The organism is Aeromicrobium choanae (genome assembly GCF_900167475.1).
Taxonomy (GTDB): Bacteria; Actinomycetota; Actinomycetes; order Propionibacteriales; family Nocardioidaceae; genus Aeromicrobium; species Aeromicrobium choanae.
On record NZ_LT796768.1, the window covers coordinates 2,168,470 to 2,193,248 of the forward strand.

Below are 24,779 nucleotides of genomic sequence, written 5' to 3' on the forward strand. Positions count from 1 at the left end.
CTCGTTCCGGGCGCAACCCCGAGGAGGAAAAGTGCGTCGAGTGAACAAGCTGACCGCAGCGGCCGCCGTGACCGCCCTGGTCTTTGCCGGAGCCGGTTGTTCGAAGAAGAGCAACGACGAGGAGAGCGCCTCCGGCGAGGACTGCGTCGAGAAGGGTGACGTCAAGGTCGGCATGGCCTTCGACGTGGGCGGTCGTGGAGACCAGTCCTTCAACGACTCCGCCGCCAAGGGCCTCGACAAGGCCGCGTGCGAGCTCGGCTTCGAGGTCAAGGACGCCGAGGCGCAGGACGGCGAGCCCGAGTCGGCTCGCGAGGAGCGCCTCCAGCAGCTCGTCGACGCCGGCTACAACCCGGTCGTGGCCGTGGGCTTCGCCTACTCCGCCTCCGTCGCCAAGATCTCCGCGGCGAACCCCGACGTGAACTTCGCGATCGTCGACGACGCGGTCGAGGCCGACAACGTGACGAACCTGCTGTTCGCCGAGGAGCAGGGCTCCTTCCTGGTCGGCGCCGCTGCCGCCCTCAAGTCCGAGACCGGCACGATCGGCTTCGTCGGCGGTGTCGACACCGAGCTGATCCACAAGTTCGAGGCTGGCTACAAGGCCGGCGCCAAGGCCGCCAACCCGGACGTCAAGGTCCAGTCGGTCTACCTGTCCACCCCGCCGGACTTCAGCGGCTTCGGTGACCCGGCCAAGGGCAACACGGCCGCCACCGGCATGTTCGAGAAGGACGCCGACGTCGTCTACCACGCGGCCGGCGGCTCGGGCGGTGGCGTCTTCCAGGCGGCCACCGACGCCGAGAAGTGGGCCATCGGCGTCGACTCCGACCAGGCCAAGACGGCCGACGAGTCGGTCCGCGACAGCATCCTGACCTCGATGACGAAGAACATCGACGTCGCGGTGTACGACTTCCTCAAGGGCGTCGAGGCGGGCGACATCAAGACCGGCCCGCAGATCTACGACCTCAAGGTCGATGGCGTCGGCTACTCCACCACCGGCGGCCACGTCGATGACATCAAGGAGAAGCTGGACGAGTACAAGCAGCAGATCATCGACGGCACCATCACGGTGCCCTCGAAGTGAGCACGTTCCCTCAGTGAGAACCTTCTCGACGTACTGAGGCCTGAGGCCCGGCCCTGCGCGATAGCGTGGGGCCGGGCCGCATCTTTGGGCCCGCTGAACCACCGAAAGGTGACACCGTGAGCATCACATCGTCCGAATCCGGCACCGACGCCAGCAGCGCGTCCGACGTCGTCGTCCGGCTGCGCGGCATCGGCAAGACCTTCCCCGGCGTCATCGCCAACCACGACATCGACATCGATGTCCGTCGTGGCACGATCCACGCGATCGTGGGCGAGAACGGCGCGGGCAAGTCCACGCTGATGAAGATCCTGTACGGCGTGCAGAAGCCCGACTCGGGCACCATCGAGCTCGACGGGAACGCGGTGTCGTTCTCGTCGCCGTCCGACGCGATCGGGCACGGGGTCGGCATGGTGTTCCAGCACTTCATGCTCGCGGACAACCTCACCGTGCTCGAGAACGTCGTCCTCGGCGCCGAGAAGCTGCACGGCATCGGCGACAAGGCCCGCAAGGCGATCCGTGAGCTCTCGGACACGTACGGCCTCGGGATCCACCCCGACGACCTCGTCGACGACCTCGGCGTGGGCGCCCGCCAGCGCATCGAGATCCTCAAGGTGCTCTACCGCGGCGCGCGCATCATCATCCTCGACGAGCCCACCGCGGTCCTGGTGCCCCAGGAGGTCGACGAGCTGTTCGACAACCTGCGCGGGCTCAAGTCCGAGGGCCTGGCCGTCATCTTCATCTCCCACAAGCTCGACGAGGTGCTCTCGGTCGCCGACACGGTCACCGTGATCCGCCGCGGCACCACCGTCGACTCCGTCCCCGCCGGCAGCGTCACGTCGCGTCAGCTGGCCGAGCTCATGGTCGGCTCCGAGCTGCCCAGCCCCAGCACCGAGCTCTCCACCGTGACCGACGTCGAGGTGCTCGAGGTCGTCGACCTCGGCCTGCCCGACCCGCGCGGCGGCCGCCCCCTGCTGGACGGCATCTCCTTCTCGATCCACCGCGGCGAGATCCTCGGCATCGCGGGCGTCGAGGGCAACGGCCAGGCCGAGCTCGTCGAGGCCATCATGGGCATGCGCCACGAGACCAGCGGCCACATCGAGCTCGACGACACCGACATCGCCGACTGGTCCACCCGGCGTCGTCGCGAGGCCGGCATCGGGTACATCCCCGAGGACCGCCACCGCCAGGGCCTGCTGCTGGACGCCCCGCTGTGGGAGAACCGCGTGCTCGGCCACCAGACGCGCGAGCCCAACGTCTCCGGCCCCTTCATCGACCGGCGCGGCGCCCGCAAGGACACCGACCGCATCGTCGAGGAGTACGACGTGCGCACGCCCGGCATCGACACCCTCGCCCGGGCGCTCTCCGGCGGCAACCAGCAGAAGCTGATCGTCGGCCGCGAGATGAGCAGCGAGCCGAGCCTGCTGATCGCCGCGCACCCCACCCGCGGTGTCGACGTCGGCGCGCAGGCCGCGATCTGGGACCACATCAAGCGCGCCCGCCGCAACGGCCTCGCGGTGCTGCTGATCTCGGCCGACCTCGACGAGCTGATCGGCCTGTCCGACACGATCGCGGTGCTGCTGCGCGGTCGTATCGTCGGCACCTTCGATCCCGGCGACGTCACCCCCCAGCAACTCGGCTCGGCCATGACCGGTGCCACCGACGAGGAGGAGACCGCATGAGCGAGCGCCAGCGAGTGAGCAGTTCAGATGTCATGCCGGCGCCGACGTACTGTGCTCTTTCCACGGAGGTGACGGCATGAGCGAGCGCCAGCGAGTGAGCAGTTCAGATGTCATGCCGGCGCCGACGTACTGTGCTCTTTCCACGGAGGTGACGGCATGACGGAGTCGCGACTGACGAAGGTCGGGCTCGCGCTGGCGGCGCCGATCCTGGCGCTGGTCACCGCCTTCATCATCACCAGCCTGGTGCTGATCCTGGCCGGCGACGACTGGCTGGGCGTGTGGAGCCAGATCCTGAGCTGGCCCAACAACCGCACGATGGTGAACATCCTCAACTCCGCCACGGTGTACTACCTGTCGGCGGTCGCGGTGGCCATCGGCTTCCGGATGAACCTGTTCAACATCGGTGTCGACGGCCAGTACCGCATCGCGTCCTTCGCGGCGGCGTGGGTCGCCGGCGAGGCCTGGCTGCCGGGCTTCCTCAACATCGCCCTGGCGATCTTCGCGGGCATGCTCGTGGGCGCCATGTGGGCGGGCATCGCGGGCCTGCTGCGCGTCACGCGCGGCGTCTCCGAGGTCATCTCGACGATCATGCTGAACGCCATCGCCACGGCCGTGGTCGCGTACCTGCTGCGCAAGGTCGCCGTGCGCGAGGAGGGCAGCAACATCATCTCGACGAAGCCGGTGCCCGAGGGCAGCCGGGTCCCCGGGATCCCGTTCCTCGGCGGCGAGGTCTACGGCTTCATCGTCGTGGCGGTCATCGTCGGCATCGTCTACTGGGTGCTGATCAACCGCACCCGCTTCGGCTTCGACCTGCGGGCCGCCGGCCAGTCCGAGAGCGCCGCGGTCGCCTCCGGCATCAACGTCAAGAAGATGATCCTGGTGACGATGCTGCTCTCGGGCGCCATCGCCGGCCTGGTCGGCATGCCGCTGCTGTTCGGCCAGGACTATGCCTACGGCTCCACGTTCCAGTCGGGACTGGGCTTCGCCGGCATCGCCATCGCGCTGCTGGGCCGCAACCACCCCGTCGGCATCGCCATCGGCGCGCTGCTCTTCGCATTCCTCGACCAGCAGTCGAACCCGCTGCAGATCCTGCTCGACGTCTCACCCGACATCGTCAAGGTCACCCAGGGCGTCATCGTGCTGACCGTCGTCATCGCCTACGAGGTCGTGCGCCGCTACGGCGTCCGCCTCGAGCAGCGTCAGGTGGCGGCCGCCCTGGACCCGCAGCTCCAGCAGAAGGAGGTGTCGGCATGAGTGTGGCCACCGATCCTGTGACCAACGTCCACGGCACGCCGCAGGGCCGGGTCCGTCTGACCTGGCCGTGGCTGCTGATCGGCATCGCCGGCGTCCTGGTGATCATGTCGCTGCTGCGGATCATCACCGGCGTCGACGACCTCAGCTCGTCGGGCACGATCCGCGCCACCTTGATCGCCGCCGTCCCGATCGGCCTGGCCGGCCTCGGCGGCCTGTGGTCCGAGCGCGCGGGCGTGGTCAACATCGGCCTCGAGGGCATGATGATCCTCGGCACCTTCGGCGCGGGCTACTTCGGCTACTTCTACGGCCCGTGGCAGGGCGTCCTCGGTGCCATCCTGCTGGGTGCCGCCGGTGGCCTGCTGCACGCCGTGGCCACGGTGTACTTCGGCGTCGACCACATCGTCTCGGGCGTCTCGATCAACATCATCGCTGCGGGCGCGGTCCAGTACCTCGCGGGCATGGCCTTCAGCGGCGTCCCCGGCGGTGGCCAGACCCAGTCCCCGCCGATCGACCGGCTGCCGAGCATCACGATCTCGGGGTTGTCGGAGCCGTTGGGCGAGATCGAGCAGAAGAACTGGTTCTTCGTCTCCGAGGTCGCCGCGGTGCTGCGGGCGTTCGTCACGAACATGTCCTCGCTGACCGTCATCGCGATCGGCCTGTTCGTGCTCACGTGGTGGATCCTGTGGCGCACCGGGTTCGGCCTGCGCCTGCGCTCGGTCGGCGAGTCGCCGGCGGCCGCGGAGTCCCTCGGCGTGAACGTCTACCGCTACAAGTTCATCGCCGTGATCGCCTCGGGCGGCCTGGCCGGACTCGCGGGCGGCTTCCTGGCGCTCGTCGCGGCCAACGCGTTCCGCGACGGCCAGACCGGAGGCCGCGGCTACATCGGCCTGGCGGCGATGATCTTCGGCAACTGGCGCCCCGGCGGCCTGTTCGCGGGCGCGACCCTGTTCGGCTACACCGACACGCTGCGCCTGCGCGGTGGCGGCGAGACCGTCCACGCGCTGCTGCTGCTCGTGGCCGTCTTCCTGGTGATGCTGGCGATCTGGCAGTGGCGCCAGCACGGCCGCACCTCCGCGCTGATCGCCGCCATCCTGGGCGTCATCGTGGCGGGGATCTTCTTCGCCAGCAACGAGATCCCCAACGAGCTCGCCACCATGACCCCGTACGTCACCACGCTGCTCGTCCTCGCGGTGTTCAGCCAGAACCTCAGGATGCCCGCGGCCGACGGCAAGATCTACCGGAAGGGCAGTGTCGGATGAGCGGCTTCGGCTTCACCCCGCCCGAGGCTCCCATCGACTGGGACGCCCTCACCAAGTACGCGGTCGAGGTCATGAACCGCGCCTACGCGCCGTACTCGAAGTACAAGGTCGGCGCGGCCGGCCTCGTCGACGACGGCCGCGTCGTGCTGGGCTGCAACGTGGAGAACGCGGCCTACGGCGTCGCCCTGTGCGCCGAGTGCGGCATGGTCTCGGCGCTGCACTCCACCGGGGGCGGCAGGCTGCGCGCGGTCGTGTGCGTCGACGGCCAGGGGCGCCCGGTCATGCCGTGCGGCCGGTGCCGACAATTGCTGTGGGAGAACGGCGGCCCCGAGTGCCAGCTGTTGACCGCCTCGGGTGTGAAGCCCATGACCGAGGTGCTCCCGGACGCCTTCGACGTGACGGACCTGAACGACACATGAGCACGCTGACCACCTTCGACCCCACCGACGCCGACTTCCTGCGCGATCCCTACCCGGCCCTGGCCGAGCTGCGGCGGCAGGGACCGCTCGTGTGGCACGAGCCGTGGTCGACCTGGCTGGCCACCGATCACGCCACGGTGGGTGCGGTGCTGAAGAACCGCGCGTTCGGCCGGCTGTGGCACGACTGGGAGCCGGTCGAGGAGATGGAGCCGTTCAACACGCTCCACCGCAACCAGCTGATGGAGAACGAGCCGCCTGCGCACACGCGGATGCGGCGGCTGCTCGCCGGTGCGTTCGGCCGCGGCCACGTCGAGCGCATGCGCCCGCGGATCGAGTCGCTCGCGGCCGAGATGGTGGCCGCGCTGCCCGAGCAGTTCGACGTGCTCGCCGACTACGCCGAGCCGATGCCCGTCTACGTCATCTGCGACCTGCTGGGCGTGCCGCGCGAGGACCACGAGGACCTGCGCCGCTGGAGCCAGGCGATCGTGCACATGTACGAGAAGGACATCGACGAGGCCACCAAGGCCGAGGCCATCGAGGCGAGCACCGCCTTCTCCGGCTACGTGCGGGAGGTCATCGCGATGCGCCGCGCCGCGCCGGGCGAGGACCTGGTCAGCGACCTCATCGCCGAGACCGATGCGGGCCAGGGGTTCACCGACGACGAGCTCGTCGCCACGGTCGTGCTGCTGCTCAACGCCGGCCACGAGGCCAGCGTCAACACCTTCGGCAACGGCTTCCACGCGCTGCTGACCCACCGCGACCAGCTGACCCGCGTCACCAGCGGCGAGGTTCCGCTCGAGATCGCGCTGGAGGAGCTCATCCGCTTCGACGCGCCGCTGCAGCTGTTCGAGCGCACCGCCACGAAGGACGTCGAGGTCGCCGGGCAGCTCGTCACGGCCGGCCAGAAGGTCGCCTGCCTCATGGGCTCGGCCAACCGCGACGCCGCGGTGTTCGCCGACGCCGACACGTTCGACGTGGGCCGCGACCCGAATCCGCACGTCGGCTTCGGGCTGGGCATCCACTTCTGCCTCGGCGCCCCGCTGGCGCGCCTCGAGCTGAGCATCACCCTGCGGGCGCTGCTCGACCGATTCCCCGACCTCGCCCTCGTGGGCGAGTCCCCGCGGCGCCCCACGTGGGTGCTGCGCGGCTACGAGAGCATCCAGGTGTCCGCATGACGGAGAAGTTCGCCCCCACCGAGATCATCGTCGCGAAGCGCGACGGACATGAGCTGACGGACGACCAGATCGACTGGGTCGTCGACGCCTACACGCGTGGCGTCGTGGCGTCCGAGCAGATGTCGGCGCTCGCGATGGCGATCCTGCTCAACGGCATGAACCGCCGCGAGATCGCGCGCTGGACCGCCGCCATGATCGCCACGGGGGAGCGAATGGACTTCTCGTCGCTCTCGCGCCCCACGGCCGACAAGCACAGCACCGGCGGCGTGGGCGACAAGATCACCCTGCCGCTGGCGCCGCTCGTGGCGGCGTGCGGCGTGGCCGTGCCCCAGCTCTCGGGTCGCGGCCTGGGCCACACCGGCGGCACCCTCGACAAGCTCGAGTCGATCCCCGGCTGGCGCGCCGCGCTGTCGAACGACGAGATGATGACCCAGCTGGAGGACCTCGGCGCGGTCATCTGCGCCGCGGGTTCGGGGCTGGCCCCGGCCGACAAGAAGCTCTACGCGCTGCGCGACATCACGGGCACGGTGGAGGCGATCCCGCTCATCGCCAGCTCGATCATGAGCAAGAAGATCGCCGAGGGCACGGGTGCACTCGTGCTCGACGTCAAGGTCGGCTCGGGCGCCTTCATGAAAACCGAGAGCGACGCACGTGAGCTCGCCGAGACGATGGTCGCCCTGGGCACCGACGCCGGCGTGAAGACCGTGGCGCTGCTGACCGACATGTCGGTCCCGCTCGGCCTCACGGCGGGCAACGCCCTCGAGGTGCGCGAGTCGGTGGAGGTCCTCGCCGGTGGCGGCCCCGCCGACGTCGTCGAGCTCACGGTCGCCCTGGCGCGCGAGATGCTGCAGGCCGCGGGCGTCCACGACGTCGACCCGGCCGAGGCCCTGGCCGACGGGCGCGCGATGGACGCCTGGAAGGCCATGATCCGTGCCCAGGACGGCGACCCCGACGCCGCGCTGCCGACCGCGCGCGAGACCGAGGTCGTCACCGCCGGGTCCGACGGTGTGCTCACCTCGCTCGACGCCTACGCGGTGGGCGTGGCGGCGTGGCGCCTCGGCGCCGGTCGCTCCCGCCCGGGCGAGTCGGTCCAGGCCGGCGCGGGGGTGGAGCTCCACGCCAAGCCCGGCGACACGGTGCGGGCCGGTCAGCCGCTGCTGACCCTGCACACCGACACCCCCGAGCGATTCGGCCGGGCCCACGAGGCGCTGGAGGGCGCCTGGGCCATCGGCGACACCGCTCCCCAGCCGTCCCCCATCGTCCTCGACCGCATCGGCGGCTGAGGACGGGTCACGACGATCCCACGTGAGACGTGGGTCAGGAGGTGTCCTCGTTGGACACGATAGGTTCGGAAGCATGCGCATCCTGAATGACAGAGCCGAGATCGCCGCGTCCTCCGGGACGGAGCTGGGCGTCAGCTCGTGGACCGAGATCCACCAGGACCGCATCGACATGTTCGCCGACGCGACGGGCGACCGGCAGTGGATCCACGTCGATCCCGAGCGTGCGGCCGAGGGCCCGTTCGGCGCGACGGTCGCCCACGGCTACCTGACGCTCTCGCTGCTGCCGTTCCTGGGCGCGCAGGTCTACGCCTTCGCCGGCGACCGCGCCCGCGTCAACTACGGACTCAACCGGGTGCGCTTCATGGCGCCGGTGCTCGTGGGCTCGAAGGTCCGCAACCGGGTCGAGGTGCTGGAGGTCCGCGACATCGAGAAGGGCCAGCAGGTGACGCTGCAGCACACCGTCGAGATCGAGGGCAGCGAGAAGCCGGCGTGCATCGCCGAGACCGTCACCCTGCTGATGGACGCCTGACGTGAGGGCCACGCCGGAGCAGATCGCCGCCGCCCCCAAGGTCGCGCTGCACGAGCACCTCGACGGGGGAGTGCGACCCGAGACCGTCGCCGAGATCGCGCTCGAGATCGGCCATGACCTGCCGGCCGCGCCGGAGGACCTCGGTGCCTGGTTCGAGGAGGCGTCGTCGTCGGGATCGCTCGTGCGGTACCTCGAGACCTTCCAGCACACGGTCGGCGTCATGCAGCGCCCCGAGGACCTGGCCCGGGTCGCTCGTGAGGCCGTCCTCGACCTCGCGGCCGACGGCGTCGTCTACGCCGAGCTGCGCTGGGCCCCCGAGCAGCACCAGAACGCCGGGCTCTCCATCGAGGAGGCCGTCGAGGCGGTGCAGGTCGGCATCGACGAGGGCGTCGAGCAGGTCCGCGCCGGTGGGCGCGCGATGGTGGTCGGGCAGCTGCTCACCGCGATGCGCCACGCCTCGCGCGGCATGGAGATCGCCAAGGTCACCGTCGACTACCGCGACCGGGGCGTGCTCGGCTTCGACATCGCGGGCGCCGAGGACGGCTTCCCGCCGATCCTGCACCTCGAGGCGTTCGAGTACCTGCGCCGCGAGAACATGCACTTCACGATCCACGCGGGCGAGGCCTTCGGGCTGCCCTCGATCTGGCAGGCCGTGCAGCGCTGCGGCGCCGACCGGCTGGGACACGGCGTGCGGATCGTCGACGACATCGACTTCTCCGGCACGCCCTCGCTGGGACGGCTGGCGGCGTACATCCGCGACCGCCGCATCCCACTGGAGATGTGCCCGTCGTCGAACCTGCAGACGGGCGCCGTCGCGGGCATGGAGTCGATCGCCGACCACCCCATCGGGCCGCTGGCCGAGCTGGGCTTCCGCGTCACGATCAACAGCGACAACCGGCTGATGAGCGGCACCTCGATCGGCCGCGAGATGAACCTGCTGACCGACGCCTTCGGCTACAGCCTCGGCGACCTGCGCTGGTTCACCGTCAACGCCATGAAGAGCGCCTTCCTGCCGTTCGACGAGCGCCTCGTGCTGATCAACGACGTCATCAAGCCCGGCTACGCGGCGCTGGGGAACTGACCTGCGTCGGCTCCCCGCCCGCCGTCCCAAGGCCAACTTTTGTGACGCGTTTCGACGGGGTTCGGCGACCTGAGCCGAACGGTGTCACAAAAGTCGGGCGTGGGCGTGGGCTCGGGCGTGGGCGTGGGCGTGGGCGTGGGCGTCAGCTCGCTCAGCGGCCGGCGTTCAGGAAGCGGTAGGCGCGGCGCGGGTGCATGGGGCGGCAGCCGGCGGCCACGGCCGCGGCGATGATGCGCGGCTGGTCCTTCATGAGGCGCCAGCCCCGGCGCACCAGCGTCATCGGGGGCTTGCGGGACTCACGCAGGTCGCGCACGAGGCGTAGCGCGAAGACCACCGGGCGGGGCCGCGTGAGGCAGATCGCCGCGTCGAGCACGCCGGCCTCACGGGACGGCGCCACCATGTCGGTGGCGAACAGGCCCTCGGCGATGAAGCGGTCGCCCGAGAGCACCACCTCACGCGTGCCCACGGCGCGGCTGACGGAGATGTCGTAGACCGGCACCTGCGTGCGGCCCTCGCGGCACAGCTCCTCGATGGCCCGCATCGCCGCGTCGAGGTCCCACGACCGCACGTCGTCCCAGTCGGGGATGCCGAGCGTGCTCAGGGGCAGGCCCGGATGGTCCACCGGGTGGTAGAAGTCGTCGAGCCGCAGCACCGTCCACCCGAGTCGTTCGGACAGGTGGGACTTCCCCGAACCGGACGGGCCGGCCAGGATCACGACGTGCGGCATGGGCTCGAGCGTATCGAGACGACGTCAGACGCCGATCGGGTGCCAGACGGTCTTGTGCTCCAGGAACGGCGTGATCCGCGCGAGCGACTGGGCCGTGGGCGTGCCCGGGCGCAGGACGCGCTTGAGGTTCACCGCGGCCTCGGCCTCGAGGTCGCGCGCCACGTCGGGGTCCACGACGCCGGTGAGGTCCAGGGCGTTGACGTCGAGGTGGGACGCGATCCACGGGCCCACCTCGACGATGTCGCCGGTCAGGATGTTGACGACGCCACCGGGCACGTCGGAGGTCGAGAGGATCTCCGACAGCGTGATCGCAGGCAGGGGACGCTCGTACGACGAGACGACGACGGCGGTGTTGCCCGAGAGCAGCACGGGGGCGAGCACCTCGACGAGGCCGAGCAGCGACGAGTCCTGCGGCGCCGCGATCGCCACGACGCCCGTGGGCTCGGGCGACGTCAGGTTGAAGAACGGCCCGTTGACCTGGTTGGCGTTGCCGGTGACCTGCGAGAGCTTGTCGGCCCAGCCGGCGTACCAGACCCACGTGTCCACGGCGGCGTCCACGATCGCGATGGCACGGCGCTCGCTCACACCCTCCGCGGCACGGACCTCGGCGACCAGCTGGTCGCGGCGGCCCTCCAGGACCTCGGCCACGCGGTAGAGGATCTGGCCCCGGTTGTACGGCGTGCGCTTCGACCAGCCGCCGAAGGCCTTGCGGGCGGCGCCCACGGCGTCGCGGGCGTCCTTGCGCGAGGCCTTCGAGGCGTTGGCGAGGAACTTGCCGCGCGACGACGACACCTCGTAGGTGCGGCCGGACTCCGAGCGGGGGAAGGCCCCGCCGATGAACAGCTTGTAGGTCTTGCGGACATCCAGGCGATCGGTCATGCCGCCACCTCCGTGAGAAGAGCAGAGTACGCCGGTGCCGGCATCGATCCCATGGGATTCACTCGCTGTCGCTCGTTCATCGTGCACCCTCCAGGTAGGAGGCCAGCCCGTGGCGGCCACCCTCGCGGCCGTAGCCGGACTCCTTGTACCCGCCGAACGGAGAGGCGGGATCGAACTGGTTGAACGTGTTGGCCCACACCACGCCGGCGCGCAGCTGGTCGGCCATCGCGAGGATCCGCGAGCCCTTCTCGGTCCACACGCCGGCGGACAGGCCGTAGGGCGTGTTGTTGGCCTTCTCGACCGCCTCGGCGGGCGTGCGGAAGGTCAGCACCGACAGGACCGGGCCGAAGATCTCCTCCCGGGCGATCCGGTGGGCCTGCGTGACGCCGGTGAAGATCGTCGGGGCGTACCAGAAGCCGCGCTCGGGCAGCTCGCACGGAGCGCTCCAGCGGGCGGCGCCCTCGTCGTCGCCGGTGGCGGCCAGTTCGCGGATGCGGCCCAGCTGCTCGGCGGAGTTGATCGCGCCGACGTCGGTGTTCTTGTCCAGCGGATCGCCCAGGCGCAGCGTGGCCATGCGGGCCTTGAGCCGGTCGAGGACCTCCTCGGCGACGCTCTCCTGCACGAGCAGGCGCGAGCCGGCGCAGCAGACGTGGCCCTGGTTGAAGAAGATGCCGCGGACGATGCCCTCGACGGCCTGGTCCATCGGCGCGTCCTCGAACACGATGTTCGCGGCCTTGCCGCCGAGCTCGAGGGTGAGGCGCTTGTCGGTGCCGGCCACCGTGCGGGCGATCTCGCGACCGACGGGCGTGGAGCCGGTGAAGGCCACCTTGTTCACGTCGGGGTGCGCGACCAGCAGGCGGCCGGTCTCGCCGGCGCCGGTGACGATGTTGACGACGCCCGGGGGCAGCTCGGCCTGACGGCACACGTCGGCGAACAGCAGGGCCGTGAGCGGCGTGGTCTCGGCGGGCTTCAGCACCACCGTGTTGCCGGCCGCCAGCGCGGGCGCGACCTTCCACGCGAGCATGAGCAGCGGGAAGTTCCACGGGATGACCTGCGCGGCCACGCCGAGGGACCGGGGGTTCGGGCCGAGGCCGGCGTGGTCGAGCTTGTCGGCCCAGCCGGCGTTGTAGAAGAACCACTGCGAGACCAGGGGCACGTCGACGTCGCGCGACTCCTTGATCGGCTTGCCGTTGTCGAGCGTCTCCAGGACGGCGAACTCGCGGCTGCGCTCGGCGAGGATGCGCGCGATGCGGAACAGGTACTTGGCGCGCTCGCGGCCGGGCATCGGGCCCCAGACGCGGTCGTGGGCCCGGCGCGCGGCGCGGACGGCGCGGTCGACGTCGGCCTCGTCCGCCTCGGCGACCTCGGCGAGGACCTCCTCGGTGGCGGGGTTGACGGTCTTGAACGCGGTGCCGCCACCGTCGGTGAACTCACCGTCGATGAACAGGCCGTAGCTGGCGGCGAGGTCGACGATGGAGCGCGACTCCGGCGCGGGTGCGTATTCGAACTTCGGCATGTCTGATCAGTCCAGGGTCACGTAGTCGGGGCCGGAGTAGCGGCCGGTGAGCATCTTCTGGCGTTGCATGAGCAGGTCGTTGAGCAGCGACGACGCCCCGAAGCGGAACCAGTCCGGGTCGAGCCAGTCCTCGCCGGCGACCTCGTTGACGACGACCAGGTACTTGATCGCGTCCTTCGAGGTGCGGATGCCGCCCGCGGGCTTGACGCCCACCTGGCGGCCGGTGGCGATCCGGTAGTCGCGGACGGCCTCAAGCATGAGCAGCGTCGTGGGCAGCGTGGCGGCCGGCTGCACCTTGCCGGTGCTGGTCTTGATGAAGTCGGCGCCGGCGTCCATCGCCAGCCAGGAGGCGCGGCGGATGTTGTCGTACGTCTGCAGCTCGCCGGTCTCGAGGATCACCTTGAGGTGGGCGCTGCCGGAGGCCTCCTTGACCGCGACGATCTGCTCGTGGACCTTCGCGAGGTCGCCGGACAGGAAGGCGCCTCGGTCGATGACCATGTCGATCTCGTCGGCACCGGCGGCCACGGCGGCGGCGGTGTCGGCCAGCTTGACCTCGAGGGGGGCGCGGCCCGAGGGGAACGCGGTGGCGACGGCCGCGACGTGCAGGCGGTCGCCGACGACCTCACGGACGAACGGCACCATGTCGGGGTAGACGCACACGGCGGCCGCGGCGGGGCACGACGGATCGGTGGGATCGGGGCGCAGCGCCTTGGTGGCCAGCGCCCGCACCTTCCCGGGGCTGTCGGCGCCCTCGAGCGTGGTGAGGTCGACCATCGAGATCGCGAGGTCGATCGCCCACTGCTTGGACGTGGTCTTGATGGAGCGGGTGGCCAGCTGCGCCGCGCGCGCCTCGAGGCCGACCTGGTCGACGCCGGGCAGGCGGTCCAGCCCCCCGGTCAAAGTCTTCGTCATCGAGCGTTCCTCTCCTTCTCGTCCGAGCGGACCGTGGCGATGCTGCGGTGCACCGCAGCCACGACGGCCTCGGCGGTGATGCCGCGCTCGGCGAGCACGAGATCACCGGCTCCGCTCGCACCGAACTCCTCGACACTCACTATCTCACCGTTCGTGCCGACGTAGCGGTGCCAGCCGGTGCCGGTGCCGGCCTCGACGCTGACGCGAGCCGTGACGGCGCGGGGCAGGACCGACTCGCGGTAGGCGAGGTCCTGCTCCTCGAACCACTCGAGGCACGGGGCGGAGACGACACGGACGCCGATGCCCTCGTTCGCGAGCGTGTCGCGGGCCTGCAGGGCCAGGCCCACCTCGGAGCCCGTGGCCACGATGATCGCGTCAGGCGTGGTGGTGACGTCGGCCAGCACGTAGGCACCGCGGACGGCGCCCTCTCCGGCCGGGACGGCGTCGCCGACGACCGGGACGCCCTGGCGGCTCAGCACGAGAGCGGTGGGCCGGTCGCTGCCCAGGGCGCGCGACCACGCGTCGACGGTCTCGACCCAGTCGGCTGGGCGGACCACGTCGAGGCCCGGGATGGCGCGGTGCGCCCACAGGTGCTCCACCGGCTGGTGCGTCGGGCCGTCCTCGCCGACGCCGACCGAGTCGTGCGTCCAGACGTAGGTGACGGGCAGGCCCATCAGGGCGGCGAGGCGCACGGAGGGCCGCATGTAGTCGGAGAAGACGAAGAACGTCGCGCCGAACGGGTGCGAGTACCCGGCGAGGGCGATGCCGTTGAGGACGGCGCCCATCGCGTGCTCGCGGATGCCGAAGTGGACGAGCGTGCCGTCGGGGCCGCCGGGCCACTCGTCGCCCGCGTAGCCCGTGGGCGTGAAGCTGCGGGCGTCCTTGATCGCGACGTTGTTGGTCTCGGCCAGGTCGGCGGAGCCGCCCCAGAGCCAGGGCAGCTCGGCCGAGATCTCGTTGAGGACCGCGCCGCTGGCGATGCGGGTGGCGGCCTTCTGCGGCTGGGCGCGCAGGGCGGCGAGCCCCTCGCGGGCGGTGGGCGTGACGTCGCGGTCGCGCATCCGGTCGTGCAGGGCGGCCGGCTCGGGGTGGGCGGCGCGCCACGCGTCATAGCGTCGCTGCCACTCCTCGCGGGCCGCGGCGCCGCGCTCGCGCACGCGGCGGGCGTGGTCGAGCGCCTCCGACGGCATCGCGAAGAACTGCTCGGGATCGAGTCCGAGGGCGACCTTCGTGGCCGCGACCTCGTCCTCGCCGGGGGCGCCGGAGTGGGCGCCGGCGGTGCCGCCGACGGTGGGCATCGGGTGGCCGATGCGGGTCCGGAGGCGGATGAAGACCGGACGGTCGGTCACGGCGACGGCAGCGTCGTAGCCGGCGCGGATCGCGGCGGGGTCCTCGGCGTCCTCGATCTCGACGATCGCCCAGCCGTAGGAGCGGTAGCGCCCCACGACGTCCTCGGTGAACGCGATCGCGGTGTCGCCCTCGATCGAGATGCGGTTGTCGTCCCAGACGAGGATGAGGCCGTCGAGGCCCAGCGTTCCGGCGAGCGAGGAGGCCTCCTGCGAGACGCCCTCGGAGAGGCAGCCGTCACCGGCGACGCACCAGGTGCGGTACCGGAACAGGCCGGCGTCGGGCTCCACGTCCGGCTCCAGCAGGGCGTGCACGCGGCGCGCCGACATCGCCAGGCCGACCGCGTTGCCGACGCCCTGGCCGAGCGGGCCGGTGGTGGTCTCGACGCCGGGGGTGTGACCCCACTCGGGGTGTCCGGGAGTCAGGCTGCCGAGCGCGCGGGCCTTCTTGAGGTCGTCCAGCTCGAGGCCGTACCCGCTGAGGTAGTGCTGCAGGTAGAGCGAGAGGCTCGTGTGGCCGGCGGAGAGCACGAACCGGTCACGGCCCTCCCAGTCGGGGCGCGCGGGGTCGTGCCGCAGGTACTCCTGGAACAGCACGTAGAGCGCGGGCGTGAGGCTGACGGCGGTGCCGGCGTGCCCGTTGCCCTTCGCCTGAACGACGTCGAGGGGCAGGATGCGCGCATGGCGCACCGCCTCGAGGTCGAGGGGATCGCGCCAGCCGGTGGGGGAGTTCTCGGTGTTCGCCACGGGTCAACCGTAGGCGTCCCGCACCCCTTTTGTCTAACGCTGCGCAAAAGTCCTGATGACGCCGCGCGTCACGCGTCGACGAGGGTGTCCACCCGCGCCGGTGCGAGCGCCGCGTCGGCCGCCATCTGGGCGGCGCCGAGCAGGCCGGCGTCAGCACCCAGTGGGGACACGATCACCGTCAGGTCGGTGGTGGCGAGCGGGTGCGAGCGCTCGAAGACCCGCTCGCGGACGCCGTCGACGAGCAGGTCGCCCGCCTCGGCGAGGTCGCCCCCGACCACGACCATCGCGGGGTTCAGGACCCCGACGGCCTCGACGACGACGTCGCCGATCCGCCGGCCCGCGGCCCGCAGCGCGGCGGTGGCGTCGCGGTCGCCGTTCGCCGCGAGCGCGACCACGTCGGCCGACGTGCGCACGGGGTGGCCGAGCTCGCGGAGCCGGGCGGCGATCGCCCACGCGCCGGCGGAGGCCTCTGCACAGCCCTGCTGCCCGCAGCGGCAGCGCGGACCGTCGTCGTGGGGGATGTGCCCGAGGTCGCCGGCGCCCCCGCGGGCGCCGTGCAGCACGAGGCCGCGCGAGATGATGCCGGCGCCGATGCCCATGCCGACCTTCACCACGAGCAGGTCGTCGGCGCCGGGCACGGAGTCGGCGCGCAGGGCCCGGTGGACGCCCAGTGCCACGAGGTTCGCGTCCTTGTCGACCACGGTCGGTGCGCCGACGTGGGCGGCCATGCGCTCGGCGACGTCGACGCCGTCCCAGCCGCTCATCGTGGGTGGGCTGACGAGGCGGCCCGTGCGCTGGTCGACGGGTCCGGGCACGCCGATGGCGGCGCCCAGGACCGGGGGCGTGCTGTCGGTGACGAGGCGGTCGAAGGCGCGGGCGACGCCGGCGAGCACCACGTCGGGCCCGTCGTCGATCGCGATGTCCTCGTCCAGTGCCTCCAGGACGCGCCCGCGGAGGTCGGCGAGGCCGTAGCGCGCGTGGCTGCTGCCGATGTCGGCGACGAGGAGGCTCCCGCGCGCGGCGGCGAGGTCGAAGACCCCGGCCGGCCGCCCGCCCGTGCTGCGGTCGTCGGCCCGTGGGCGGATGAGCCCGGCGCGGACCAGGCCGTCGAGACGGTGGGTGGCGGTGGCGCGCGAGAGACCGGAGAGCTCCACGACCTGGGCCCGGGTGAGGGGACCGTGCCGGCGGAACAGTGCGAGCGCCTCGCCGAATCCGGACACTGCCCCACCTCTCGTCACACCGTGTGATCCCTGGCGGACACCGTAGTACGTCAGTCGGAGGGCCCGCGCTCCACCAGGCGCCCGATCTGCGCAGGCTCGAGGATCCCGTCGCTGACCAGGTGGGCGAGCCCGACCAGGCCCTCACGCGGGTGCAGGCTGCTGGCCACGATCGTCAGGTCGGCCGTCGCGAGGGGGAGCGAGCGGCTGTAGACGCGCTCGCGGATCGCCGGCAGCAGGTGATCGCCGCCCGCAGCCACGAGGTGACCAGCCAGCACGACCACCCGGGGGTTGAGGAGGTTGACCGCCGTGGCGACGGCGGTGCCGATCGCCTGGCCGGCCCGGCGCGCGAGCTGGACGGCCGAGGGATCGCCCGCGGCCAGGGCCGCGATCAGGTCGTCCTGCGAGTCGACGTCGGCGCCCGCCTCTCGCAGGTCGCGCAGGATGGCCCAGCCGCCGGCGCGCGCCTCGAGGCAGCCGTGGTTGCCGCACTTGCACAGCGGCCCCTCGTCGTCGCCCGGCAGCGTCATGGGGATGTGGCCGAGGTCGCCCGCCGCGCCGTCCGCGCCCCGGTACAGCCGGCCCTCGCGGATCAGGCCACTGCCGATGCCCGTGCCGATCTTGACCAGGAGCAGGTCGTCGGCCTCCGGGTGGGAGAACCGAGCCTCGCCGTAGGCCATGGCGTTCGCGTCCTTCTCGAGGAACACGGGGGAGGCGAACCGCTCGCCGAACCAGGCCGGGACGTCGAAGCGGTTCCACAGCGGCATGATCGGCGGGTTGACCGACATGCCGGAGCCGCGCTTGACGGGTGCGGGCAGGCTCAGGCCGATTCCGAGGATCTCGTCGTCGTTGGTGCCGGTCTCGGCGAGGAACGTCTCGAAGCACTTCATGATCGAGGTCAGCAGGATCTCGGGCCCGGCGGAGACGTCGGACGGCAGCTCGATCTCGGACTCCACGTCGCCGCCGAGGTTGCACAGGCCGGCGCGGAACTTCGTCGCGCCGACGTCGGCCGCCAGCAGCTTGCCGCGCTCGCTGTTGAAGGAGAAGACCTCGGCGGGCCTGCCCTTCGCCACCGTCTCGCGCGCCGAGCCCGAGACGAGTCGGGCCTCGAGGAGCGCGTCGATCCGCAGGTTGACGGCGCTGCGGGACAGTCCGGTCTCGGCCACGATCTCCGCACGGGTCATGCCGCCCTTGCGTCGCAGGAGGGAGAGCGTCTCGCTGATCCCCTCGTCGAAGGTGGCCATGACTCCCCATTCTGGCGTTCTCGCGGCTGGTCGGGCGCTGATTTCAGATGTTGCTTGCGCGTCTTCCACTGTGTGTCGTACATTACACGACAGAAAGTGTTGTATTTACAACACTCAAGATCAAAAGCCGCGTCAGCCGGCGCGCGAGGTGAGAGGAAGCAACATGAGCATCTTCCAGACGAGGAAGAGGATGCGGGTCTCGCTCGGCGTCGTCGCCGTGAGCGCGGGACTCCTGCTGGCGGCGTGCGGCTCGTCCGACGACTCCGGCAGTGACTCCGGTGACAGCAAGGACGCCGGCGACACCAACATCGGCATCGTCATCAAGGGCCTGGACAACCCGTTCTTCCAGCACATGGAGGACGGCATCAACGCCGAGCAGAAGGAGTCGGGCGCCGACATCGAGATCCAGGCCGCCGCCTCGATCACCGACACCTCCGGCCAGGCCGACAAGCTCACGAACCTGGCCAACCAGGAGTTCGACTGCTACCTGGTCAACCCGATCAGCGGCACGAACCTGATCCAGGGCATCGCCCAGATCGCGGCCAAGGGCACGCCGATCGTCAACATCGACAACCCGGTCGAGGCCAAGGCAGCGGACGCCGCCGGCGCGGAGATCGCCACGTACATCGGCACCGACAACGTCGCCGCCGGCAAGATGGTCGCCGACCAGCTGGCCAAGCTCGACTCCGACGGCGGCGACGTCGCCACCGTCGGCGGCATCGCGGGCGACGTGACCAGCGCGCAGCGCATCGACGGCTTCAAGGAGGGCCTGGCCGACAGCTTCGAGGTCGTCCAGGAGGTCGCCGCGAACTGGGACCGCCAGGAGGCCCAGACGCAGGCCGAGACGATCCTGCAGGCCAACCCCGACCTCGCCGCGTTCTTCGTGGCCAACGACGACATGGCGATGGGCGTGGCGCGAGCCGTGGCCGCCGCCGACAAGAAGGGCAAGACCCTCGTCGTCTCGGTCGACGGCATCGACGGGGTCGCCTCCGGCGACATCGACGCCGCCGTGGCCCAGTACCCGTTCGTCGTGGGCAAGATGGGCCTCCAGGCCTGCGAGGCCGCGGCCCTCGGCGAGGAGCTGCCGGAGAAGGTCGACACCCCGATCGCCCTCATCACGCCGGACAACGCCAAGGAGGCCCAGGACGCGTTCCCGGAGCCCCCGAACGAGTACGACAACCCCTTCGCGGACCTGCTCGGCCGCTGACGTGACCGGTGCGGGCGGGAGTCCGCCTCCCGCCCGCACCGCCCGTCGAGAACCCGGAGACCACACATGACCACCACCACGGCACCCCCGGCGTCGCGCGGCACGGCCGTCGCCGAGCGGCTGCGCCAGCCATCGTTCTGGGTCGAATGGGCATCCGTGCTCGGACTCGTCGTCCTCGTGGCGATCTTCACCGTCCTCGACCCGAGATTCCTCAGCTCCGGCAACATCAAGACGATGCTGCTGGCCTCGGCCATCCTGACGATCCTCGCGGTCGGGCAGTCCTTCGTGATCCTCACGGCGGGCATCGACCTGTCGATCGCCTCGACGATGACCCTCGCCGCCGTGGCGTTCGGCATGGCGATGACCAGCGGCAAGGGACTGTTCCTGTCCTGCATCGTCGCGGTGCTCGCCGGCGCCGCCGTCGGCCTGGTGAACGGATTCCTCATCGCGAAGGGCGGCATCACCGACTTCATCGTCACGCTGGGCGCCCTCTCGGCCGCCTCCGGCCTGGCGCTGATCCTGTCCGACGGCCGCCCGATCACCGTCATCAGCGCGCCGCTGTTCAAGCTCTCCGCCGGTGGCTTCGGGATGATCCCCTACACCTTCCTCATCGCGCTCGGCGTCGCCGTGCTGGCCCACCTGGTGCTCTTCTCCACCCCGTTCGGCACGCACGTGCTGGCGACCGGTGGGTCGGTCGACGCGGCGCAGGCCACCGGCGTGCGCACCGCACGGATCAAGATGGCCGTCTACCTGATCTCCGGCGTCCTGGCCGGACTCGCCGCGATCCTGCTCGTGGCGCGGGTCGGCTCGGCCGAGCCCGCGGCGAACACGACCTTCCTGCTGAACTCCGTCGCGGCGGTCGTGCTCGGCGGCGTCAGCCTGTTCGGCGGCAAGGGCTCGATCAAGGGCCCCGTGTTCGGCGCGCTGCTGCTGACCGCCCTGACCAACGGACTCACGCTGCTCGGCGTGTCCCAGTTCTACCAACCGCTGGCCGTCGGCATCGTCGTCGTCGGCGCGGCCTTCCTGACGAGGTTCGAGACATGACGACCACCAGCACCGAACAGCAGGCCCGGCCCATGGGCGACGTCCTGCTGGAGGCCCAGGGCGTGTCCCTGTCGTTCGGCTCCGTGCGCGCCCTGGCCGACGTGTCGGTCCAGGTCCGCGCCGGGGAGATCACGGCACTCGTCGGCGACAACGGCGCGGGCAAGTCGACCCTCGTCCGGTGCATCGCGGGCGTGCACACCGCCGACGAGGGCACGATCCGCTTCGACGGTGAGGTCGTCGCGTTCCACGCCCCCGACCAGGCCCGCAACGCGGGGATCGAGACCGTGCACCAGAACCTCGCGCTCGTCGAGGACCTCACGGTGTGGCAGAACCTCTACCTCAACCGCGAGGTCACCGGCGGCTTCGGCCCGTTCACGTACTTGAAGAAGCGCGCGATGCGCAGCGGTGCGCAGGAGATGGTCTCCAAGCTGGCGGTGAACGTGCCGGCGGTGACCTCCACGGTGCGCCGGCTGTCGGGTGGTCAGCGGCAGGCCGTCGCCATCTGCCGCGCCGCCGGGTTCAGCTCCAAGCTCGTCATCATGGACGAGCCGACGGCAGCCCTGGGCGTCCAGGAGACGGCCCGAGTCGAGGAGCTCATCCTGCGGCTGCGCCACGAGGGCCACGCGGTCCTGCTCATCAGCCACAACTTCGACCAGGTCATGCGGCTGTCCGACCAGGTCTGGGTGATGCGCGCCGGGCGCTGCGTCGCCGGACGTCGGACCGTCGAGACCAGCGGCGAGGAGATCGTCGGCCTCATCACGGGGGCGATCTCGCAATGACCACCAACGATCACCAGGAGACCACCACCGTGGACCAGCGCAACCCCATCGGCGTGCACGCCCTCGTCTGGGTCGGCGGCACGCGCCCCGACGAGATCGCCCAGGCCGTGCAGCGGACGAAGGCAGCGGGCTTCGACCTGCTCGAGCTGTCCCTGCACGAGATGGAGGTCCTCGACGTCGAGGACACCCGCCGCGCCGTCGAGGAGGCCGGGCTCGACGTCGCCTGCTCGCGCGGACTGGCCTTCGACGCCGACGTCTCGAGCGACGACCCCGAGGTGGTGGCGCGAGGAGAGAAGATCCTGCACGAGTCGCTCGACGTCGTCGCGGGCCTGGGCAGCCCCATCCTGACCGGCGCGCTCTACAGCGCCCTCGGCAAGTACGGCCGCCCGCTGACCGATGCGGGCCGGGCCAACGTCGTCTCGGTCCTGCGCGCCCTGGCGCAGGAGGCGGCGGGGCGCGGCGTGCGCCTGGGCCTGGAGATCTGCAACCGCTACGAGACCAACGTGATCAACACGGCGCGTGACGCGCTGCGGCTGGCCGACGACATCGGCGAGGACAACGTGTTCATCCACCTGGACACGTACCACATGAACATCGAGGAGTCGGACTTCGTGACGCCGGTGCTCGACGTCGCCGATCGCCTCGGCTACGTGCACATCGGCGAGAACCACCGGGGCTACCTGGGCTCGGGCTCGATCGACTTCCCGGCGTTCTTCCATGCGCTCGCCCGGGTGGACTTCACCGGGCCGATCACGTTCGAGAGCTTCTCCTCGGCCGTCGTCAGCCCCACCCTGTCCAACGATCTCGCCGTCTGGCGCTCGCTGTGGACCGATGGCGACGACCTGGCCCGCCGGGCGCACGGCTTCATCGACACGCATCTCGCGGCGTCCGCCTCGATCGACGCGTGACGGCACGGTCATGAGCCGCCCGTGCGTCCTGGGCCTCGACCTCGGCACGAGCGGCGTCAAGGCCGTGCTGGTGGGCCAGGACGGTGCCGTCCTGGCCCGCGCGGACCGGGGCTATGCCGTCGACTCGCCGCACCCGCACTGGGCCGAGACGGACCCGGCGCAGTGGGAGGCCGCGGCGCGTGACGCCGTGCGGGCCGTGCTCGCGTCGGCGGACGTCGAGGTCCTCGCGGTCGGCCTCGACGGGCAGATGCACGGGACCGTGCTGGTCGACCCCGAGGGCGACCCCGTGCGGCCCGCGGTGCTGTGGCCCGACGGTCGCGCCACCGCGGAGCTGGCGCTGTGGCAGGGCCTGCCCGCCGAGCGGCGCCGTGCGCTGGCGAACCCCCTCGCGCCCGGCATGACCGGGCCGGTCCTGGCGTGGCTCACCCGCCACGAGCCGGGCGTCGTCGCGCGGGCCCACCGGGTCCTGCTGCCGAAGGACTGGTTGCGCACGCGCCTGGTCCCCGGGGCGTTCGTCACCGATCACTCCGACGCGTCCGCGACGTTGGCGTGGGACCTCGAGCTGGACGAGTGGAGCGGGGCGGTCCTCGAGGCGGCGGGCATCCGGCCCGACCTGCTTCCGGAGGTCGTCCCGTCGGACACGGTCGTCGGGCGGCTGGCCGCTCCGGAGGCCACCGCCTGGGGCCTGCCCCCGGGCATCCCGGTCGTGGCGGGGTGTGCCGACGCCGCCGCCACCCTCGTCGGCTCCACCTCGGCCTCGGGTCGCCTCATCGTGACGGTGGGATCGGGTGCCCAGGTCGTCCTGCCGGGCATCACGCCGTCGTTCGAGGGTGAGGTCATCCACCACACGTATCGCGCGGCGGACGGCGGCGCCTACGCGATGGTGGCGGTGATGAACGCGGGCATCGCACTGACGCGGGTGGTCAGCCTGCTCGGAGGGACCTGGGAGGACCTGTACCGCGACTACGACCGCCACCGGTCCGTACCGGGATTCGTGCCCTTCCTGTCGGGTGAGCGGCTGCCGACGTCGGCCCCCGCGGGGTCGGGCCGCTGGTTCGGGCTCGGGCTGGAGACCGAGCGTGCCGATCTGTTCGCCGCCGCCCTCGAGGGCCTCTGCTTCACGATCCGTCGCGGCATCGAGTCGATGCCGGCGGTCGCCGACCCAGCGATCGACGTGGCAGGCGGTGGCACCCGGTCGCCCGTCTTCGCGCAGCTGCTGGCGGACGTGCTCGGGCGCGACCTGTGCCGGGTCGACCTCGAGGACGCCACGGCCGTCGGCTCCGCCCGGCTCGCCTTCGCCGCCGCCGGGCTCGAGTGCCCGCCCGTGCCGGAGCGCACGGGTTCCGCGGTCCGCCCGGGGGAGCCGGGACCGCTGGACGAGCGCTACGCGCGCTTCCTGGCCGAGGTCGATCGATGACGACGTCGTTCGCGCCGGTGCGCTGGGCGGTCGCGGGCTGGGGCGTCGGAGGCCGGGTGTTCCACGCGCCGCTCATCCGCTCGGCCGACGGCATGGACCTGGTGGCGGTGGTGTCGACCAACCCCGACCGCGGACGTGAGGCTCGCGCGGAGGCGCTCGAGGTGATGGAGGACCTCGCGAGCCTGCGCGAGGCGGGCGTCGAGGGCGTGACGATCACGACCCCCGCCGGAACCCACGCCGACCTCGCGGTCGAGGCGCTCGAGCTCGGGCTCCACGTCGTGGTGGACAAGCCGTTCGCGACCACCGCCCACGACGCGCGGCGCATCGTCGCCGCCGCGTCGGGCGACACCGTGCTGACCGTCTACCAGAACCGCCGGTGGGACGGGGACTTCCTCACGCTCGAGCAGCTCGTGCGGGACGGTGAGCTCGGCCGGGTCGATCGTCTCGAGTCCAGGATCGAGCGGTTCCGGCCCGACCTTCCTCGGTGGACCCGCGACCGCGACTCGCAGGCGGGTGGGGGAGTGCTGGTGGACCTCGGCCCCCATCTCATCGACCAGGCGGTCCACCTGCTCGGACCGGTGCGCCAGGTGCTCGGCGACCTCAGCACGCTCGGGGAGGACCGGCTGAGCGAGGACGACGCGATCCTCATGCTGCGGCACGACAGCGGAGCACGATCGACCATCGTGGCATCGGTGCACGCGGCGGCGGAGGGCCCGCGGTTCCGTGTCTCCGGCACCCGCGGCGGCCTGCGCATCGAGGGGTTCGACCCCCAGGAGGACCAGCTGTTCGCCGGCGAGAGTCCTCGCTCGTCGGGTGCGCGCTGGGGCGAGGACGATCCGGGTCGCACGGTATGGCTGGAAGGGCCCGATGGTGCGGGGCGGCGTGCGATGGACCGCGGCCGGTGGGACACCTTCTACCCGGCGGTGGCCTCCGCGATTCGCACCGGCTCGGCCGTGCCGGTGCCGGCGTCGGACGCGGTCCACGTCGCGGCGATCTTCGATGCGGCCCGGCTGAGTGCGGCGCAGGACCGATGGGTCGACGTGGCGCCGAACGCTAAAAATTGACAGGCACGCTCGTGG

Annotated in this window: 22 protein-coding genes; 15 read left to right on the forward strand and 7 right to left on the reverse strand. The window is 71.4% G+C overall.

What is annotated here, in order from left to right:
• The first annotated feature begins 31 nt into the window (after window positions 1-31).
• The 9 genes from B5D60_RS10385 (at window position 32) to B5D60_RS10425 (ending at window position 9,757) form a co-directional block, all read left to right on the forward strand.
• Complete coding sequence (locus B5D60_RS10385; protein ID WP_231948711.1) at window positions 32-1,078, forward strand: BMP family lipoprotein; 1,047 nt, start codon at window positions 32-34, stop codon at window positions 1,076-1,078.
• A gap of 116 nt (window positions 1,079-1,194) precedes the next feature.
• Entirely contained in the window at window positions 1,195-2,757 is a 1,563-nt protein-coding gene (locus B5D60_RS10390; RefSeq protein WP_153302975.1) for an ABC transporter ATP-binding protein, read from the forward strand.
• A gap of 156 nt (window positions 2,758-2,913) precedes the next feature.
• A complete protein-coding gene (locus tag B5D60_RS10395) occupies window positions 2,914-4,011 on the forward strand; it encodes an ABC transporter permease (protein WP_078700093.1) in 1,098 nt (365 codons plus the stop codon).
• A complete protein-coding gene (locus B5D60_RS10400) occupies window positions 4,008-5,270 on the forward strand; it encodes an ABC transporter permease (RefSeq protein ID WP_078700094.1) in 1,263 nt (420 codons plus the stop codon). Before B5D60_RS10395 ends, B5D60_RS10400 begins: the two co-directional genes overlap by 4 nt.
• The gene (locus B5D60_RS10405; protein WP_078700095.1) at window positions 5,267-5,689 is read left to right on the forward strand and encodes a cytidine deaminase; all 423 of its coding nucleotides are present in this window, start codon (window positions 5,267-5,269) and stop codon (window positions 5,687-5,689) included. Before B5D60_RS10400 ends, B5D60_RS10405 begins: the two co-directional genes overlap by 4 nt.
• Window positions 5,686-6,864 carry a cytochrome P450 gene (locus B5D60_RS10410; protein ID WP_078700096.1) on the forward strand — a complete coding sequence of 393 codons (1,179 nt, stop codon included), beginning with the start codon at window positions 5,686-5,688 and terminating at the stop codon, window positions 6,862-6,864. Before B5D60_RS10405 ends, B5D60_RS10410 begins: the two co-directional genes overlap by 4 nt.
• Entirely contained in the window at window positions 6,861-8,147 is a 1,287-nt protein-coding gene (locus B5D60_RS10415) for a thymidine phosphorylase (protein WP_078700097.1), read from the forward strand. Before B5D60_RS10410 ends, B5D60_RS10415 begins: the two co-directional genes overlap by 4 nt.
• 73 nt (window positions 8,148-8,220) lie before the next feature.
• A complete protein-coding gene (locus tag B5D60_RS10420) occupies window positions 8,221-8,676 on the forward strand; it encodes a MaoC family dehydratase (protein WP_078700098.1) in 456 nt (151 codons plus the stop codon).
• A 1-nt stretch (window position 8,677) separates the two neighbouring features.
• Window positions 8,678-9,757 (forward strand): adenosine deaminase, encoded by a 1,080-nt coding sequence (locus tag B5D60_RS10425; RefSeq protein WP_078700099.1) that lies wholly within the window; start codon window positions 8,678-8,680, stop codon window positions 9,755-9,757.
• Between the two features lie 151 nt (window positions 9,758-9,908).
• On the opposite strand, the gene B5D60_RS10430 is transcribed toward B5D60_RS10425, so the two are convergent.
• The 7 genes from B5D60_RS10430 to B5D60_RS10460 all read right to left on the reverse strand — a co-directional run bounded on the left by B5D60_RS10430 (window position 9,909) and on the right by B5D60_RS10460 (window position 18,345).
• Window positions 9,909-10,484, reverse strand: a complete 576-nt coding sequence (locus B5D60_RS10430) for a uridine kinase family protein (protein ID WP_078700100.1) — start codon at window positions 10,482-10,484, stop codon at window positions 9,909-9,911.
• Window positions 10,485-10,508: 24 nt separating this feature from the next.
• On the reverse strand, window positions 10,509-11,363 hold the full coding sequence (locus tag B5D60_RS10435; protein WP_078700101.1) for an aldehyde dehydrogenase family protein: 855 nt from the start codon (window positions 11,361-11,363) through the stop codon (window positions 10,509-10,511).
• Between the two features lie 76 nt (window positions 11,364-11,439).
• Window positions 11,440-12,879 carry an aldehyde dehydrogenase family protein gene (locus tag B5D60_RS10440; protein ID WP_078700102.1) on the reverse strand — a complete coding sequence of 480 codons (1,440 nt, stop codon included), beginning with the start codon at window positions 12,877-12,879 and terminating at the stop codon, window positions 11,440-11,442.
• A 6-nt stretch (window positions 12,880-12,885) separates the two neighbouring features.
• Window positions 12,886-13,791 (reverse strand): deoxyribose-phosphate aldolase, encoded by a 906-nt coding sequence (gene deoC / locus B5D60_RS10445; protein ID WP_078700103.1) that lies wholly within the window; start codon window positions 13,789-13,791, stop codon window positions 12,886-12,888.
• The gene (gene tkt, locus B5D60_RS10450; RefSeq protein ID WP_078700104.1) at window positions 13,788-15,884 is read right to left on the reverse strand and encodes a transketolase; all 2,097 of its coding nucleotides are present in this window, start codon (window positions 15,882-15,884) and stop codon (window positions 13,788-13,790) included. Before tkt ends, deoC begins: the two co-directional genes overlap by 4 nt.
• Window positions 15,885-15,952: 68 nt before the next feature.
• Window positions 15,953-17,104 carry an ROK family transcriptional regulator gene (locus B5D60_RS10455; RefSeq protein ID WP_172806327.1) on the reverse strand — a complete coding sequence of 384 codons (1,152 nt, stop codon included), beginning with the start codon at window positions 17,102-17,104 and terminating at the stop codon, window positions 15,953-15,955.
• 50 nt (window positions 17,105-17,154) lie between these two features.
• The gene (locus B5D60_RS10460; protein WP_078700106.1) at window positions 17,155-18,345 is read right to left on the reverse strand and encodes an ROK family transcriptional regulator; all 1,191 of its coding nucleotides are present in this window, start codon (window positions 18,343-18,345) and stop codon (window positions 17,155-17,157) included.
• 163 nt (window positions 18,346-18,508) lie between these two features.
• On the opposite strand from B5D60_RS10460, the gene B5D60_RS10465 reads away from it, so the two are divergent.
• The 6 genes from B5D60_RS10465 to B5D60_RS10490 all read left to right on the forward strand — a co-directional run bounded on the left by B5D60_RS10465 (window position 18,509) and on the right by B5D60_RS10490 (window position 24,764).
• Window positions 18,509-19,552, forward strand: coding sequence for a substrate-binding domain-containing protein (locus tag B5D60_RS10465; RefSeq protein ID WP_172806328.1), 1,044 nt, complete (start codon window positions 18,509-18,511; stop codon window positions 19,550-19,552).
• A 66-nt stretch (window positions 19,553-19,618) separates the two neighbouring features.
• Complete coding sequence (locus tag B5D60_RS10470; protein ID WP_078700107.1) at window positions 19,619-20,596, forward strand: ABC transporter permease; 978 nt, start codon at window positions 19,619-19,621, stop codon at window positions 20,594-20,596.
• A complete protein-coding gene (locus tag B5D60_RS10475) occupies window positions 20,593-21,375 on the forward strand; it encodes an ATP-binding cassette domain-containing protein (RefSeq protein ID WP_078700108.1) in 783 nt (260 codons plus the stop codon). The genes B5D60_RS10470 and B5D60_RS10475 overlap by 4 nt, the downstream gene beginning before the upstream one ends.
• Window positions 21,372-22,283 (forward strand): sugar phosphate isomerase/epimerase family protein, encoded by a 912-nt coding sequence (locus tag B5D60_RS10480; RefSeq protein WP_078700109.1) that lies wholly within the window; start codon window positions 21,372-21,374, stop codon window positions 22,281-22,283. Before B5D60_RS10475 ends, B5D60_RS10480 begins: the two co-directional genes overlap by 4 nt.
• A gap of 10 nt (window positions 22,284-22,293) precedes the next feature.
• A complete protein-coding gene (locus B5D60_RS10485) occupies window positions 22,294-23,700 on the forward strand; it encodes a xylulokinase (protein ID WP_172806329.1) in 1,407 nt (468 codons plus the stop codon).
• Complete coding sequence (locus B5D60_RS10490; protein ID WP_078700111.1) at window positions 23,697-24,764, forward strand: Gfo/Idh/MocA family protein; 1,068 nt, start codon at window positions 23,697-23,699, stop codon at window positions 24,762-24,764. Before B5D60_RS10485 ends, B5D60_RS10490 begins: the two co-directional genes overlap by 4 nt.
• Window positions 24,765-24,779 lie beyond the last annotated feature (15 nt).

Excerpts from the sequence above, each read along its gene's own strand:
- B5D60_RS10395 (WP_078700093.1), top strand. The coding sequence starts at position 2,914 with ATGACGGAGTCGCGACTGACGAAGGTCGGGCTCGCGCTGGCGGCGCCG.
- B5D60_RS10400 (WP_078700094.1), top strand. The coding sequence starts at position 4,008 with ATGAGTGTGGCCACCGATCCTGTGACCAACGTCCACGGCACGCCGCAG.
- B5D60_RS10405 (WP_078700095.1), top strand. The coding sequence starts at position 5,267 with ATGAGCGGCTTCGGCTTCACCCCGCCCGAGGCTCCCATCGACTGGGAC.
- B5D60_RS10410 (WP_078700096.1), top strand. The coding sequence starts at position 5,686 with ATGAGCACGCTGACCACCTTCGACCCCACCGACGCCGACTTCCTGCGC.
- B5D60_RS10415 (WP_078700097.1), top strand. The coding sequence starts at position 6,861 with ATGACGGAGAAGTTCGCCCCCACCGAGATCATCGTCGCGAAGCGCGAC.
- B5D60_RS10420 (WP_078700098.1), top strand. The coding sequence starts at position 8,221 with ATGCGCATCCTGAATGACAGAGCCGAGATCGCCGCGTCCTCCGGGACG.
- B5D60_RS10430 (WP_078700100.1), bottom strand. The coding sequence starts at position 10,484 with ATGCCGCACGTCGTGATCCTGGCCGGCCCGTCCGGTTCGGGGAAGTCC.
- B5D60_RS10435 (WP_078700101.1), bottom strand. The coding sequence starts at position 11,363 with ATGACCGATCGCCTGGATGTCCGCAAGACCTACAAGCTGTTCATCGGC.
- B5D60_RS10440 (WP_078700102.1), bottom strand. The coding sequence starts at position 12,879 with ATGCCGAAGTTCGAATACGCACCCGCGCCGGAGTCGCGCTCCATCGTC.
- deoC (WP_078700103.1), bottom strand. The coding sequence starts at position 13,791 with ATGACGAAGACTTTGACCGGGGGGCTGGACCGCCTGCCCGGCGTCGAC.
- B5D60_RS10460 (WP_078700106.1), bottom strand. The coding sequence starts at position 18,345 with ATGGCCACCTTCGACGAGGGGATCAGCGAGACGCTCTCCCTCCTGCGA.
- B5D60_RS10465 (WP_172806328.1), top strand. The coding sequence starts at position 18,509 with ATGAGCATCTTCCAGACGAGGAAGAGGATGCGGGTCTCGCTCGGCGTC.
- B5D60_RS10470 (WP_078700107.1), top strand. The coding sequence starts at position 19,619 with ATGACCACCACCACGGCACCCCCGGCGTCGCGCGGCACGGCCGTCGCC.
- B5D60_RS10475 (WP_078700108.1), top strand. The coding sequence starts at position 20,593 with ATGACGACCACCAGCACCGAACAGCAGGCCCGGCCCATGGGCGACGTC.
- B5D60_RS10480 (WP_078700109.1), top strand. The coding sequence starts at position 21,372 with ATGACCACCAACGATCACCAGGAGACCACCACCGTGGACCAGCGCAAC.
- B5D60_RS10485 (WP_172806329.1), top strand. The coding sequence starts at position 22,294 with ATGAGCCGCCCGTGCGTCCTGGGCCTCGACCTCGGCACGAGCGGCGTC.
- B5D60_RS10490 (WP_078700111.1), top strand. The coding sequence starts at position 23,697 with ATGACGACGTCGTTCGCGCCGGTGCGCTGGGCGGTCGCGGGCTGGGGC.